The organism is Halobacterium sp. DL1, from assembly GCA_000230955.3.
Lineage (GTDB): Archaea > Halobacteriota > Halobacteria > Halobacteriales > Halobacteriaceae > Halobacterium.
In genome coordinates this window covers 194453-208961 of the sequence record CP007061.1, presented here as the reverse complement: position 1 = coordinate 208961, position 14509 = coordinate 194453, and the positions used below count along the sequence as shown (strand labels likewise).

The window sequence follows — 14509 nt, the reverse complement described above, 5'->3', positions numbered from 1 at the left end:
TTCACCGTGGAGCGACTGGGATAGAGGAGTTCTATCCACCCCAACAACCGTAACTGACACACCAAGCCAGAGATAAAATTGACTTATGAAGCGATTTGCGGTTGGGGATCGGGTCCGAGTCGACATTCCAGATAAGGATGATGTTGATCATGGACGGCTTCATCAAAAACACGGGAGAATTGTCGAAATCTTTGAGGATGACGCCGGGCAGGAAACAGGAGATCAACGAGATTCCTTTTTATTCAGAGTTGAGATAGATAACGGCTCAATCGAAAACTTGAGGTGGAGGGATCTTAGACCAGTTTCAGAGTCATAACTTGTTCATACCGTCGGGATCTCTCTGATCCACTACAGTCGTTCTTTGTGCGTTTTGCCAGTTCTCTGTACTTTTGAGACGTACTGTGTATGTCGGCGTGGTTTAACAACTCAGAGAGGAGAACAACCACAACTTGATTGTATACTTCTGCCGCTCATAATAGTGACAGAGCTGGTATGACAACTGTTGAACCCCTGCACTTCCAGTGCAACGTCGAACCCTAAAATCGCTCAGAGCCATTTCGAACCCATTTCTCCTTAAACGTCACTCGACCCCAATCATTAACACGAATGCCGTTTTGGTTCTTTCCGAATCGACAGACGGCGGCGACCGTCGTCACGGAGCGTGACGAAATCACCCCCCGAGATGAACCCGAAATATCGCCGACCTCGACGCTGTCCGGTGGTTTGCTATGTATCCGCACCAAGAGGCTGTGTGACGGGCGCGACGGGATTATCACCGCGCGGAGCGGCGTTCCCAACGATTTCGCGGATGTCGCTCCCTGCCTGCTCGCTTCGCTCGCGGGCGGGGTGCGCTTCCACCGACAGCCCGATGGAACCAAGTGGCGGTAGCCTTCCTGCGCCCTCGATCAACCACGAAGGGTTCAACACGCTTCTAATGGGTTGTAAGCCGGTCACCAGTTCGTCTGCTGATTCAGGACCACAAGATGACGAGCAAAACGCGAACGCGAACCCAAGTATCGCTCATCCCGCGAATCGAACCCGATCATCAGCACCGACATACCGACCCCAGCGATAAACAGCGATCCATCCGAACCCAGGTGGTCCGGGGATGACCCGACCCCAAGAAGCCATTAGCACTTACTTAGATGCGCGGCGATCCGAGGTCGCTGAATCAACGATCAACAGTCACAAATCCCGACTTGGTCAGTTCTGTCGGTGGTTTGACCAACAAGATGACCTCAAAATAATGACGGACCTGTCGCCGTTAGATCTGACGCAGTATCGTTCGTGGCGACGGGACGACGGTGACCTCTCACCCGCGAGTGAAAAGACGCAGATGGATACCCTACGGGTATTCATTCGGTGGTGCGAAAAGATGCAGATTGTCGAGGAGAATCTGTCTAATGCCGTAGAGAGTCCGACCTTATCCAGTGACGACAATAGCCGCGATGAATACGTGTCGGAAGATGAAGCCGAGATTATCCTTGATCGGCTTGATCGGTTCGACTACGCCTCTCGGGATCACATTCAGTACCTCACAAAGCATCCTCGGCTAGCTGTTTCTGCGGCCTGAGTTCTGTGTCGAAGCGGTTGTACTGACGGTCTCGACGAGAGAATTACGGACGGATCGACGGAGAGCTGTCGCTGTCGGCGGCGGTCAGCCGCCGACGCGACAGCGTCGCCACTCACTCCGCTGGCTTGCTCGGTCGGTGGTTAGCGGTGGAATCGGTCGTCAGGTGGCCGATTCGCGGGGACGGCCCGACGCACCGCGAGGGCCGTCCACGCAGCTCGTCGAATCATATTGACGAACTCCTTGTACGGCCACCACCAGAGGCGACGCCCGCCTCGGCGGGGCGTCGCCACATACTCGTAGTGAAGGTACCGCCAGACGTTCTGTAAGAGGAGACTCACCACCACGTACAGCAGCCGTACCGTTGGATCTCGTGTTGTCGTTGTCGCTATCGCTTGCTCAAACAAGCGATAGCTTGACTCGATACCGAAGCGTTTCGAGTAGTGGTATCGAGCGTCCCGTGGTGAGTCGATGAACGGCGCGTCAGCGGCGTAGCCGTGACGCGCCACACCGTTCTCGTCATACTTCCCATTTAGGTACGTACAGTCGATGTAGACGGGAAAATCGACGGTCCAGCTGTGACCGTCGAGTTTCCCCGTCAGATCATGCTGAATGACGCGACTCCATCCTTCCGAGAGCTCTTGCTGAATCGCCTCACCCCACCGGATGATCGGGATCACGTACGCGTAATTGTGCGCCTGAAGCAGCGTGAGACACTTACTGTCGTAGAATCCGCGATCAAGGTAGACGGCCTTGACCCCGGCGTCAAGGCCGTCGAGGACACCGAAGAACTCAGCGAGGACACTACTTGCGGTATCGCCGTCTTTGAGACGGCGTACCGCCAGCGTGTAGCGTTTGTTCTTCACACGCGCGTAGAGTGTGGCATAGGCGTGGAACGCAGTGGTTCCACGCTTCGCTACCGAGTGATAGAGGCCGTCTGTGTCGTCTTCGTCACCGTAGTAGGGCCGCAGGTGGAGGTCTGCGCAGACCTCCACCTGTTCGGGGAGCAATTCATCGAGATCCTTTCGCAGGAGCGTGTTAGCGACTCGTTCGAGCCGTTCCGGCTCGAACTTCGTCCGAAGATGGTAGAGGACCGTGTTCCCAGCGGGTGAGTTCTGGCTCGACGCACAGAGCGTAGAGACAGAGGTCCCGTCGGCGCAAGCGCCGACGAGGACCTCATAGATGTCTTCAGCAGTGATTTCAGCGTTATTGGCTAACGAGAGCGAAACTTCCTCGTCAAGGCGGTTGACGAGAAAGTTAAGAAGCTGGTCCTCGTGGATCTCACCGTCTGCTTGTTTGGTTTTAGACACACCTTCAGCAAGCAGACGTTCTAACTAAGCGGCTTTGTGAAGTACTGATATTTGGCTCCGGAGCCGTGAAAGTACCGTCAAGTCAGAAATTAAGTCTCAGCTCCCAGGTCCAGAAGTTCCGGATGCGGTCGATTGCTGAGCATTATAAAAATCCACGAACAGATACTTTACAAAGGTCTTGTCAAACTTATTTTTGCGGTTCCAAAAGACACCGACGCCGACAAATGCGGCGATCACGACACCCACGGTTACGGTAATTGAAGGGAGAAGAGGGCGTCCCAGACAGCTAAAGCCACCTAAAGCAGCGACCACAACGAGCAGGGACCAGGACGCGGCCCACATACTCCGATGAAATGAATAGACCGACTGGAACCGGAGAGCTCGCGTATAGGAAGTCGTCTCAAGGTAACTCAAAACTATCTTCAGGAGCTTCCCGTGATGATCGAAATCCGATGGGAGCGAGAACCGTTGCTCACATAGCGTCAAAAACGATTTTTCAACGTATGTGACTGTGATCGGCGCCGTCGCTGGCGTCTCATTTTGAATTGCGGTGAGTGTGTCACCGAACGTCGTAGGCGAATCAGCCCAGCTGCCCAGCGCCTGCAGCAGATGGCCAGTCACGTATGCAAGAGCAAGAAATCCACCGACAACCACCCCACTGGGAAGTCCCTGTATCAGCTCGTCAACGGGGAGTAAAAGAACGAGCGCACCGATCCAGAGCGCCCCAGGGACGAGATTCGTGATGACATCATAGAATCCCAGCGCTCGGAAGCTTCGTGCAAGAGCCATACCTATTCTTGCAGATATCCCGACATCTCATATATTATCCCATATGAACCGCTGATACGGTATTCCAAGAGTATCGACCCGACCTCAGAGGAGATTATGCCGACGCGAGAATTTGCTGTTCAACGGCGGTGAGGTCCGCCCTAGAACCAAAGATCTCGCCGAGAATCTCACCCGCGAGCCACGTTGCGCCGATCAATACGATAGCGCCACCGATGACTTCCCCCAACGAGGGTTGCTGAGGCTGCTGCTCAGACGTAGATGTAGTCGGTGAGGAATCTTGCAGACCATTGAGGAGTCCATGTTGGTTCGTCTGAGCTGTGGGAACGACGGTCTGAAACTCGGGGCCTCCACCGATCTTAGTGTCCAGCGTCGGGTCGGGTGCGGATACCATTAGTTGACATATGTAGCCGGTGTTTTATAAATACTGCGTCGAGATTTGCGAGTTCAAAGACGGTCAATCAATTCGTATGCGGTACTCTTCGTCGTCAATCCCGAGATAGATCACACCATCCTGACGCGTCGTGACAACATTTCGATCCGTGGTTGTTCCCGAACGTCGAGATACAGTAGCACCAGTTGCCTGCGCACTGTATTTTTGGCTTGCATTCGTCGACCCGGCTTTCGCATCCGAGATCGCAACTAACTCTGGCGTCATATGGTGGAATAATTTCGGAGTATAACTGCTCTCACGACCGTGGTGAGGTGCGACGAGGACATTCGTATCGCGAAGGTCATCACGGACGGAGGACTGCTCTAGAAGAGTTTCAAGCGCCTCCTGTTCAAGATCGCCCGCAGTGACGAGCTTAAACGATCCATATTCAAGCACAGTCAGAATACTGATATTATTCATGTTCACTGTCTCTCCTTCACTCAATTCGTCGATGGGTGTCGTTCCGGCCTCTTCCAACGAGAGAATGTGGTGGGTGAACGTCAGACTCCCATTCCAGGAGGGCTCACTCGGTGAGAAGGTTGCTCGTTGATCGTACGTGTCAGTGAGTGTCAGATAGGATTCCGTCACTGACTGGTAGCGTGAACGGTCGGGATAGAGATCGTTCTTCCGCCGTCTGATGTACCCGTCCGCTTCGTCACGACGGGCAATCACTTCGGGCGAGAAGTACGATGAAAACTCGGGGAGATCCTCGATGTGATCTTCATCTGGATGCGTGAGCACTAGATAATCAACCGAGTCGATTCCGTGCTGTGTGTGGATGTGTCGACTGGGCGAGAAGCCGTTCGCGTGTTGTCCGAGGTCAATAACCGCGTTGCGTTCTGGCCCCTTAACTAAAATCGCATCCCCCCGCTCGACGTCCCAAATGTAGATTTCGACAGCAGCCATACCGGCATTAGATTAACTGGCGGCTTAGAAGGTTCGGACAGGGTTGAAGAATGATTGTCGCCGCGAAAGAAACATAGGGGGTTGGTGTATGTTCACATCTAATGCTCTATAATCACCTCCAGGTTCATTTTTTGAATGTCGACCACGGTGATTGCACTATCATTCGGCATCCTGGCGATCAACATCGGGACGAGGGGCGAATATCGGTTATCGATATCAACGATTGGCCGGACCAGAAAGAGCATGTCGAAGAAGACGACATCAGCAGTCTAGAGTACTATCTCCAATTTCCGGTAAAGGACGACCAACAAAGCTCCTTAACGGGGATTCGACAAAAAAGTCAGATCAGCCCTGAAGAGTACGCACAGGAGTACCTCAATGATCCAATCGAGTACTACAACGAGAATTTTGATGAGGTAACGCACAAGATCTGGCGCTTCATTGCGACACATCCGGATATGGATCATCTATCGGGGTTGAACCGACTTGATGAAGAAATCGGATTCAGTGTGTTTTGGGATACCGATCACAACCGTGAACGTGATGAAGATAACTGGTATGAAGTCTACGAGTGGGCAGATTGGGAACTCCATGAAGACATTCGAGAGGGGAACACGGACCACGACAATATCCAGCCGACTCAAGGACAACAAAAGAAATACTGGGAACACGACAACATAGAAATCCTCCATCCATCCCCAGAGTTCGTTCAAGACCTTAATGAGCAGAATGCTGATCTGGAAAATCCAGAATATAACGACTACAGCTACGTATTCAAAATCCAACACGGAACACGTTCAATCCTACTCCCAGGAGACGCGGAAGAAGAAGTGTGGGACCAAATCTTAGAGGACTGGGGGACAGAGGCCCTCGAGGACGTCCATATACTGAAAGCAGCTCATCACGGCCGCAAAGATGGCTTTCACAGAGAAGCAGTAGAAGCGATGGATCCCGCTTACGTGATCGTGAGTGTCGGGAAGAAAGACGAACAGGACGCCTATGATAACTACCGTTCGGCATGTAACGACGATACAGAGATTCTATCGACTCGTCAATACGGCCGTATCAAGGCGATCTGTACCCGTCCGAACTCGGTTATCGTCGATAAGGCAGAACCAGACGGGATCTTTGACCTTCCTGACGCCTAAGCGCCGTTCATCCGTTGATCACGTTGATTGTTCCAGTAGTTCCTATACGGACTTCCTCGATCTCATCAAGATTAGGGCTGTACCCTCCGGTGTTTCCGAAGCTTCCACTAGACAGCACGACCTGTCTTACCAAACTATCCCGATCTCTAGTTTCAATACGTTTGGTAAGATTGCTCGAATGCTATTCGCTTTCCTTCTGCGATTTTGGGAACTCTTGAACGACCCATACCCTCCACCGTTTCCGGAGCTTTTAGCAACTAAGAAACGCTCTAGAAATCACGACGCCCGTACTCAGTAGTCGGAAATATCTGACTGGAGGAGGTTGTTATCGTCGGCTGTCGATTGGATGATGTTCGCGAGTTCTTCGAAGCGGGTCGTCGAGAGAAGGACCTCAAGTACTGCTTTCATCGGGACGTCAAGCTCATACTCGTGATACCGGCCGGCCGAGAGTCCCTCGTTCCGTTCGTAGACGCTGATGAGCCCGAGCATATTCATATCCGAGAGGTGGTCGCGAACACGCCGTTCGCTCACGCTGTCGGCATCGAGCCGGTCGCAGATCTTCACGTATCGTTCGTAGAGATCGCGAGAGCGGACAGGGACGTCGTCGAGCGCTTGGTGATACGCGAGCGCACAGAGGACGGCGTGTCCCTGGGTCGTGAGTTCCTGCATCCCCTCGTAGAGCTGGTTTTTTTCGAGTTCGTCTTGGGCGTCCCGAACGTGCACCTCGGTCACGGTTTCGGAATCGTCAGCTTGTGCGAGTTCACCGGCTTCACGAAGCAGTCGAATCGCTTGTCGGGCCGATCCCGTGTCTTGAGCAGCAAACGCCGCACAGAGCGGGACAACATCATCGTCGAGGACACCATCGTGGAACGCTTTCTCGGCACGTGGGTTGAGAATCGAGCGCAGCTGATTCGCGTCGTATGGCGGGAAGAGAATCTCCTTTTCAGCAAGTGTGTCCTTGACCTTCGGCGAGAGGTTGTCCCGGAACTGGAAGTCGTTGCTGATGCCGACGATCACCGGGCGGACGTCGTCGACGTAGCCGTTCGACCGCGCTCGAGGAAGCCCATAGAGGATGTCATCAGACTGGCCGATATTGTCGATCTCGTCGAGGACGATCACGACGGTTCCCCCGAGGGCGTCGAGTTCCTCGTAGAGGATGTCGAAAACTCGTTGCTGGGAGTAGCCGGTGGTACTGATGCGGTCTTTGTCCTGGCTTTCACGGAGTTCGTTGACGAGGGCGACGGCGACCTGGTAGGACGAGGAGAGATTCTCGCAACTGACCCAGACAGTCGATAGGTTGACGTCGTCATACTCGGCAGCGTCGTTCTCCAGGTGCGACAGCATAAACTTCGTCGCGACGGTCTTCCCCGTTCCCGTCTTGCCGTACAGAAAGATGTTCGACGTCGGGCGGTTATCGATAATCGGCTGAAGGGCTCGCTGATATTTCTCGAGTTCCTCGTCCCGTTCACGGATATCTTCGGGCTCGTAGGAGTCGTCAAGGGGTTCGGCGTCGGCGAATACCTGACGATCCCGTTGGAACATCCCCATGATAGACCGCCACACAGGACGATATGATAAAACCACCGCTTCCTTAGCTTCCGAAGCGTCCGAAGCTCGAGTATATATAAGCGACAACCCCACCGATGGTTCCGAAGCTCCGATTCTTTATATAACCCTCTCACTCCACTGTTTCCGAAGCTAGAGTGAACACCCCTAGCCCCCACCCCTAGGAGAGATCTATCTTAAACCAAAGAACTAAGACAATAACCTACCAACCATAGCCGCACTAGAGCGAAAACAATATTCTAGGAATAGAATATGTTTAGCGTGGAAGGACCGAATTTGTGTAGAGGAAAACTTTCTCGGCAACCCACGCCGCTTCTCTCGTAGGCCCCCTCCTTCTCTCGTGGATAGCTCCGGAAATGGTGGAGTGAGGGTTCACATAATCCGCCGTCAACAAAAGCTCCGGAAACGGTGGAGGGTTGTTCTCTCGTCTAATAGGTTCCGCCCTCGAGTTCGCGTTCATCGTAGTTCGGTTCGAGCTGGTCACGACTTACGTGGGGTAAAGGTTGATCGAGGTCTCGAGTCGTTCTCCACTCCCTTGCTGGTTACGGGACGATACCCATTGATTTGAACCTGCACAAAGCTCCGGAACTGGTGGAGGGGGCCTCCACGTCTCAATCAATAGCTTCGGAAACGATGGAGAGTTAGATCTCTCGTCAGATCCGGGCCTTCCGCTGCTACTGGAACCCTGATGATCTCCTGTTTACGCTGACTTGCCGAGCGATTGCTCCGGAAATGCTGGAGGGTGTCCTTCGAATCTTACCAAACATTTATTCTCCAACAGGCTGTGTTGTTTGGTAAGACAATGCCCACACGGCCACAGGCTCCCGATTCGCTCCCGCAGTATCTCGCTGAGGGTGTCCCGAAGCAATCCGACACGGACTTACGCGCCCTCCAGAACTGGATCGACGACCTGCTTGAGTACCGCCAAGACGTCGACGTGGGTGATATCGACGCTGGCGAGGGCGAATCGATCGAAGCAATTGAGGAATCGAGTGGCGGGACTGTGGTGATCAAGAAGGTCAGCTGTGGTAAGGACAACTGCAAGTGCCAGTCAGGCGAACTTCATGGTCCCTACAAGTACATCGTCCGTCGACAGGGAGACAGTCTCGACTGGGACTACAAAGGTCCAGTATCCGAATAGATTCCCATTTAGGAATCTCTACAGTCTTTCCTATAGGAAGCTCTATTGCTTCGAGTTGACGTCGACGGCGTCGAGGTCGGGCTCGTCAAACTCGAGGGCCTCCGCGACAGCGTCCGGAAGCTCCGGTCGCGGTGCCGATTCGTGGCGTTCGATCTTCTCGGTCTTGCGGGTGTTCTCGTAGAGGGCTCGAGCGATCGGAAGCCCACGTAGATACTTGTAGTCGTGGAGGACCTCGACACCTCGAGCTGTGAAACCGTAGAACTGTGATGGGAGATCCCGTTTCTCCTCGCTTGGTTCATAGGTGTAGCGTGCGAGGATCCCGGCGTCAATCAGCGTCTCAAGCTGGTCTTTGATGGCCGCCTGGCTCTTCCCAGTCATATACTCGAGTTCGGCGAGCGACATGAGATGGGTGGGATGGCCGAGAAGTTCCTGGATGATGAGGTGGCGCGTGTCCTGGGACAACAGCTTGAATATTCGCTGCTGTTCCGCGAATGGGCCCGCATCCGCTGTTCCGCTGTGACTCTCGCTCATACGTGTCTCTACGAGCAACGGCGCTATAACAGTTAGGGTCGTCCAAATTGGTATTTATCGAATAGACCAAAGTGGTTCAGAAGAGATAAGGTTCTGTGGTCTGAACCGACAGCTAATGAGCGATCCGAGCCCACCGCCAGAGGCTGCGGACATTATGACGGTGGTCCACGAAGCGGTCGGCGGCATTGAACTCGAACCGGCGGAGAAGCGAGAGATATGGCGCTTCACTCAACGTGAACTGCCGTATCTCTGGAGTCAGCGGACGTCGTATTTCATTCTCGGTAGCTATCGCGACCCCTATATCCGCCGTCTCCGCGCCGTGCAGAATGAACTCACGAAGCAACTCGGCGCGTATCCGTTCATAATGGGCGATCTCCTCGAGCTGCCGACTGACCGGCTCAATACGTTCGATATCATGTTCTCCCTGTTGGCGACGTACAGCGACTACATCGTCGGTGTCTTCGAGAAGGAAAGCGGTGGTGAAGCGCCGGAATTAGGCGAGATCGATGACTCGCCGTATTTCGACAAATCGTACGTGTTCCCACGCGACTACGCGTGGGTGGCTGACGAGAATCTTGAGTCGAAACGCCATATCGTCCAGGCTGCCCTTGAAATTGCGTTCGCGGACGACTTGACGGAGGATGAGGCCCACTCGAAGGTCGACTCGCTCATTAATCGCGCACAGGCTAGCGGTATCGACATCGACCAACACGAGGTCTGGGATATTCTTGATGACCGAGTAGACGAAGAAGAGGAACCAGCGACCTACAGCTGGGTCCATCTCAACAAGTTCCGTAAATTCGAACTACACGATCGGTGCTTCCCCTGGACGACAGAGGAGGAACTTCGAACTGCGGTCGATGAACTCCCGTCGCCGACACCACGACCAGAGTGGGAAGAGGATGGATAACCCTGGGCTTCGGTTGCCATACCCACACGCTCTGTAAACTATGACCAACGATATCGATCCTGAAGACCCGCGCCCAGAAGGCCACTACCCGCGGTTCCGAAACAACGAGTGGCACTACGTCCCTGACGAGCTCGCACAGACGATCTCGCTAGGGCCAGCCGGCGATGGTGAAGAAGGTCAGGACTGGGTGCTAACATACACTCCTGAGCGACGAACCAAGGATGAGCGAAAAAAGGTGCTCGTTCGATTGACGCCCCGTGCACTACACGAGCTGTACATCGAAGTCAAGGATCTGGATGTTGAAGCGCGGCAAATGGGGCACCGAGCAGAGTGTGGCCTCTGTGGCGAAAGAGTAGACTTGGACCGGGCGATTCCGAACGCTAGGGGAGAGCCGTGTCACGAGCGATGTTGGGCCGAGTACACAGGCGCTCCGGACTGGTTCACCGAGCACGATTGACGGCTGATGTGCCGGTGCTGCAGCTGTACCACCCCACCGATAATCGGTTTACCCTCCGGTTGCAGTGACGGCGTGCAAGCCCGATCTGAGAAGGCGTCTCAGCTGTCGGAGCAGTCCGACATCGAGATGGCGATCCTCGACGAAGGATACTGAACTGAGTGAGACAATTCGAATTGACTATAGGGAATCCTATAGCCTGCAGAAAATGGGGTGTCTGACGTGGTTTTAAGCATACAGGCTTCGCTATAGGAGTTACTATAGGGATACGACAATGAGCGAGACACTACGCGCCGCCGCGTTCCTGGATAAAGGCGGCACTGGGAAGACAACGACCGTCGCCCACCTCGGCGTCGCCCTCGAGGAACTGGGGAACGAGGTCTTACTCATAGATCTTGCTGGGAAGCAGGGGGATCTCGCGAAACACTTCGGCGTCTGGGGGGACTACCAGGCGCGGATCGAGGCCGACGAGGCGTGGCCGAACATCAGCACGGTCTTCGATGATGCATGGGGCACGATCGCCGAGAAGCTGGGGGACGACGCTCTTGCTGATCTCGTCGTTTCGACTGACGAAGGCCCGAATCTCATCCCGGCCCACCCCGGACTCGACACGCTTGATGCCGAACTCGGGAACATCGACGATGCCCGCGAGCGCTACAGTCGCCTCGAACAGTTCCTCGACGAGTATGTTGACCCACTCGGCTACGACGTCGTCCTCGTTGACCTTCCGGGGATGACGAACAACGTGACATACAACGGGTTGTGGGCTACCCGTCACGTCATTACACCCGTCGAGATGGGGCCATTCGAGGCCGAGCAAGCCGATGCGTTGCGACGCGACCTCGACAAAATTGCTGAGAATTTCGCTATCGACATCGAGCTCGCACTCGTGCTCCCGAATAAGGTCGATACCCGTACCAAACTTGCTGAGGAGTACCTAGAGGCGTTCGAGACGGAGTATCCGGACGCGGTCGCTCCCGACTACGTGCCGTATTCCCAGGACATTCGGAATGCCGCGGAACACGGCATCACTGCGTTTGCGCTCGAAGAGCCGTCAACGACAGCGCGTCGGGCTCGTGAGGCGTATCTTGACGCCGCTGAAACGCTTCTCGCCTGTCTCGGAGGTGAACAGCATGGCTGAGGACGACGAACTCGCGGCGCTTCGCGAACAGACGTCCCACGGTGACCGGATCGATGAAGCGGCTGCCGAAGACGCGAAGCGTGATCTAGCCGAGGACATCCTTGATGAACTAGAGGCCATCGACGCCGGTGACAAACAGAAAACGATCAGCGTGTGGGATGGGCATCTCGCGGCGTTCATTCGCGCGCTCGAGGAGAATCCCGACCGACTGGGGGAAGTCGGGCACGCGCTTCAGCGCCAGCTGGACCTCGAAGAAGGAGACGTCGACCGGAGCGAAATCCTTCGACTTGCACTCCGCCTTGGATTCCAGGAGGCCGCTCCCAAAGAGTTCGAATCAGTTCGAGAAGCGGCCCGCGAACAGGCGACCAAGGGGCTCTGACCTATAGTCATACCTATAGGAATAGCTGTAGTACCTCTCGCATTTTGTATAGCGGAATATGATATATCGGGTGGCTCCCTAGCAAATCTGGTGTGTACCCACCTAAACCGGTTCTTTGGCTCTATTGAAGCCCTTCAGCGTTGCGATTAGAGGGGTACTCGTCCCTCAGGTTCTGACGGATACAGGGTCAAAACGAGTGCCTCAGCAAATCACCAGACGTGAAGAGGGTTTCAACAAAGCCACGTTGGAGTCTATCTAAGGCGGAGTTAAGATTCAGGGGATAATCGCCACGTGAGTGACTCGAAGTCGAGAGGTTCCGTCTTCTGCATAACACGCTTCAGCAGGTCGAAATCTCCATAGTACCGCTCGATTGATTGCCGGGGGTAGACCTTGTTCTGCCCGGTCGTTAGCGAGTTGGGTAGGTCGGACAGGCGAACCGGGCGACTCCAGTCTTGCCAGCGGACCTTACGCCAGTGAGGGTGCGGGTCGTCGAGCACAACATCGGGATTCTTCCGGTAGTCGGGGTCGCCGATGATCGTGCCGACGCCGATGAGAATCTGGCGTGCTGGGGCGTACGCGATGACCTCATCGTCGACGTGCATGTTGTAGTCCTCATTTTCGTGAGCGCCGAGAAAGCGAGAAGTCTGCTGGTTTGGCGAGTCGTCCTGCTTCCGAATCTCCTCGTTGGTCATCTTGGTCGGGTTGCCCACAGAGCATTCGTCTTTAGCTAAGACTCACACCTCGGTTGCGTAGCGGTAGCGAGCGTCTCTTGTAATATCGGTCGTTGCTGGTGAATCTTCTGTGCGTCTTCGATCAGCCGCTCCAACAGCGGCGGTGGCGAGTAGCCGAGATACTCGCCGAGTTCGTGGAGGATGAGCTGGGCGTGCGACCGGAAGGTCGCCGCCCAGCGCTCCGGCGGAAACACGATCTCGTCGCCAGCCTGCTCAGTGACCAGTTCCAACAGCTCACGGCTCACCAGCAGTGACAGCAACGCTGCGTACAGTAAGATCTTCACTACGTCCTCGTTGCTTGTGTCGAACTCGTCCAGGTCGTACTGTGTCTTCAACTCACGGAACAGCAACTCAACTTCCCACCGACACCGGTATATCTGCGCTAAGTCTGCCGGAAAGAACTCCTCTCTCGACAGATTTGTCACGTACAGATGGTAGTCGTCGGCGTCCTCGTTGCGGACGCCGACGACGCGGAACCGCTTCGTATCTAGCGACCGCGTCCCGTTGTACGGCCCACGCTTGAACTCGACTTCGACCTCCACATCGATGTACGTCCGCGAGAGGTCATCGAGAACCTCTCGGAGCTGCTTGCCCTCTAAGGGAATGGCGCGCCCGCGCCATTCCCGTAATTCAGCCGTAATCACCGGATTTGCGTTCTGTTTGAGTCGGCTCACGAAGTAGCCGCCGTTCTCGTCAATCCGCGCAAACCGGCGGTACTTGAAGTACGCTAAGTCGAACAACACGAGGCGGTTCTCAAGCCACGACCCTGTCTTGAACAGCGTGCTATCGTGTGTTTTCTCGTCGGTAACATCGATCCGTTCAATCGTTTGGTCAGTAGCATTGTGGAGCAGGTGGAGCTTCGCTCCAGCCTGCTCCTCGTGGCGGGCTTCGTACTTCTCGGAGAGAAACTCGTGTAACCGCAACACCGTTCCATCGGCGATTATCACGTCCCTGAATCGGTTGATATCAGCGTCAACAGCATCGGGAACAGCGACCTCGTCGAGACCATGCTCGACGAGGTCGCGGAGGTACTCCGCGAGCGTCGGCGTCAACCGCTGATAGAACCCACCCGGTGAGATCGACTCGTCAGCTGTCGAGTTGTAGCTGCGTCGAAACCCTGCGAGTGTTCGGCTTTCGCCTGCGGCGAAGCCGAACACGAATGCCCAGATGAAAGCGGGAATCTGGAGCTTGCGGTCGCGTTCGACCACGCCGAGTTCCTCGGCGTGCTCTTCGAGGAACTCGGAGGGAAACAGTGTAGTGAGCCGACGCATAATTCGAGATGAGGAAGTCTGGTTGTACACAGACTCGACTTCCTCATTCCTCTCGAAAAGAAGCCTCGATAAGCTACCGCAGTACAGCGATTCATCTCCTAACTAAAGACGGATGGCCCACAGAGTAACCCATTGATATCCAGCCGGTCTCTTCGTCCTCGGAGTACCAGTCGGGCGCGAGTTTGCCATCCACGCCCGCGTTGATTTTGTGGATTCGTCGAGTCATTATTTG

19 protein-coding genes are annotated in these 14509 nt (G+C 54.9%); 8 read left to right on the top strand and 11 right to left on the bottom strand.

Translation table 11 applies throughout. From position 1 onward, the window contains the following. Positions 1-95 precede the first annotated feature (95 nt). The 3 genes from HALDL1_01005 (at position 96) to HALDL1_00995 (ending at position 1573) form a co-directional block, all read left to right on the top strand. The gene (locus HALDL1_01005; GenBank protein AHG05708.1) at positions 96-257 is read left to right on the top strand and encodes a hypothetical protein; all 162 of its coding nucleotides are present in this window, start codon (positions 96-98) and stop codon (positions 255-257) included. A 349-nt stretch (positions 258-606) separates the two neighbouring features. Then, a complete protein-coding gene (locus tag HALDL1_01000; protein AHG05707.1) occupies positions 607-888 on the top strand; it encodes a hypothetical protein in 282 nt (93 codons plus the stop codon). Between the two features lie 358 nt (positions 889-1246). Next, complete coding sequence (locus HALDL1_00995) at positions 1247-1573, top strand: hypothetical protein (protein AHG05706.1); 327 nt, start codon at positions 1247-1249, stop codon at positions 1571-1573. Between the two features lie 140 nt (positions 1574-1713). On the opposite strand, the gene HALDL1_00990 is transcribed toward HALDL1_00995, so the two are convergent. The 7 genes from HALDL1_00990 to HALDL1_00960 all read right to left on the bottom strand — a co-directional run bounded on the left by HALDL1_00990 (position 1714) and on the right by HALDL1_00960 (position 5793). Continuing rightward, complete coding sequence (locus HALDL1_00990; GenBank protein ID AHG05587.1) at positions 1714-2880, bottom strand: transposase ISH3; 1167 nt, start codon at positions 2878-2880, stop codon at positions 1714-1716. A gap of 96 nt (positions 2881-2976) precedes the next feature. After that, complete coding sequence (locus HALDL1_00985) at positions 2977-3669, bottom strand: hypothetical protein (protein ID AHG05705.1); 693 nt, start codon at positions 3667-3669, stop codon at positions 2977-2979. A gap of 94 nt (positions 3670-3763) precedes the next feature. Continuing rightward, positions 3764-4060: a hypothetical protein gene (locus HALDL1_00980; GenBank protein ID AHG05704.1), complete on the bottom strand. Its 297-nt coding sequence runs from the start codon at positions 4058-4060 to the stop codon at positions 3764-3766. A 63-nt stretch (positions 4061-4123) separates the two neighbouring features. Further along, complete coding sequence (locus HALDL1_00975) at positions 4124-5005, bottom strand: hypothetical protein (GenBank protein AHG05703.1); 882 nt, start codon at positions 5003-5005, stop codon at positions 4124-4126. 98 nt (positions 5006-5103) lie between these two features. Further along, a complete protein-coding gene (locus tag HALDL1_00970; GenBank protein AHG05702.1) occupies positions 5104-5250 on the bottom strand; it encodes a hypothetical protein in 147 nt (48 codons plus the stop codon). 72 nt (positions 5251-5322) lie between these two features. Continuing rightward, positions 5323-5472, bottom strand: a complete 150-nt coding sequence (locus tag HALDL1_00965) for a hypothetical protein (protein AHG05701.1) — start codon at positions 5470-5472, stop codon at positions 5323-5325. Then, positions 5473-5793, bottom strand: coding sequence for a hypothetical protein (locus tag HALDL1_00960; GenBank protein ID AHG05700.1), 321 nt, complete (start codon positions 5791-5793; stop codon positions 5473-5475). A 42-nt stretch (positions 5794-5835) separates the two neighbouring features. Between HALDL1_00960 and HALDL1_00955 the strand changes: the two genes are divergently transcribed. Then, positions 5836-6153 carry a hypothetical protein gene (locus HALDL1_00955; protein ID AHG05699.1) on the top strand — a complete coding sequence of 106 codons (318 nt, stop codon included), beginning with the start codon at positions 5836-5838 and terminating at the stop codon, positions 6151-6153. 291 nt (positions 6154-6444) lie between these two features. Here HALDL1_00955 and HALDL1_00950 read toward each other — a convergent pair whose 3' ends face one another. Then, the gene (locus HALDL1_00950; protein ID AHG05586.1) at positions 6445-7701 is read right to left on the bottom strand and encodes a cell division control protein Cdc6; all 1257 of its coding nucleotides are present in this window, start codon (positions 7699-7701) and stop codon (positions 6445-6447) included. Positions 7702-8521: 820 nt separating this feature from the next. Here HALDL1_00950 and HALDL1_00945 point away from each other — a divergent pair. Then, positions 8522-8860: a hypothetical protein gene (locus tag HALDL1_00945; GenBank protein ID AHG05585.1), complete on the top strand. Its 339-nt coding sequence runs from the start codon at positions 8522-8524 to the stop codon at positions 8858-8860. Between the two features lie 42 nt (positions 8861-8902). Here the strand turns inward: HALDL1_00945 and HALDL1_00940 are convergent, their stop codons facing one another. Continuing rightward, entirely contained in the window at positions 8903-9391 is a 489-nt protein-coding gene (locus HALDL1_00940; GenBank protein ID AHG05584.1) for a hypothetical protein, read from the bottom strand. A gap of 115 nt (positions 9392-9506) precedes the next feature. On the opposite strand from HALDL1_00940, the gene HALDL1_00935 reads away from it, so the two are divergent. The 3 genes from HALDL1_00935 (at position 9507) to HALDL1_00920 (ending at position 12275) form a co-directional block, all read left to right on the top strand. Continuing rightward, positions 9507-10301, top strand: coding sequence for a hypothetical protein (locus tag HALDL1_00935; protein ID AHG05583.1), 795 nt, complete (start codon positions 9507-9509; stop codon positions 10299-10301). 728 nt (positions 10302-11029) lie between these two features. Beyond that, a complete protein-coding gene (locus HALDL1_00925) occupies positions 11030-11896 on the top strand; it encodes a chromosome partitioning protein ParA (protein AHG05582.1) in 867 nt (288 codons plus the stop codon). After that, a complete protein-coding gene (locus HALDL1_00920) occupies positions 11889-12275 on the top strand; it encodes a hypothetical protein (GenBank protein AHG05698.1) in 387 nt (128 codons plus the stop codon). The genes HALDL1_00925 and HALDL1_00920 overlap by 8 nt, the downstream gene beginning before the upstream one ends. Before the next feature lie 266 nt (positions 12276-12541). On the opposite strand, the gene HALDL1_00915 is transcribed toward HALDL1_00920, so the two are convergent. Continuing rightward, positions 12542-12967, bottom strand: a complete 426-nt coding sequence (locus HALDL1_00915; GenBank protein AHG05697.1) for a hypothetical protein — start codon at positions 12965-12967, stop codon at positions 12542-12544. 35 nt (positions 12968-13002) lie between these two features. Next, positions 13003-14277: a transposase ISH8 gene (locus HALDL1_00910; protein ID AHG05581.1), complete on the bottom strand. Its 1275-nt coding sequence runs from the start codon at positions 14275-14277 to the stop codon at positions 13003-13005. Positions 14278-14509: the final 232 nt, after the last annotated feature.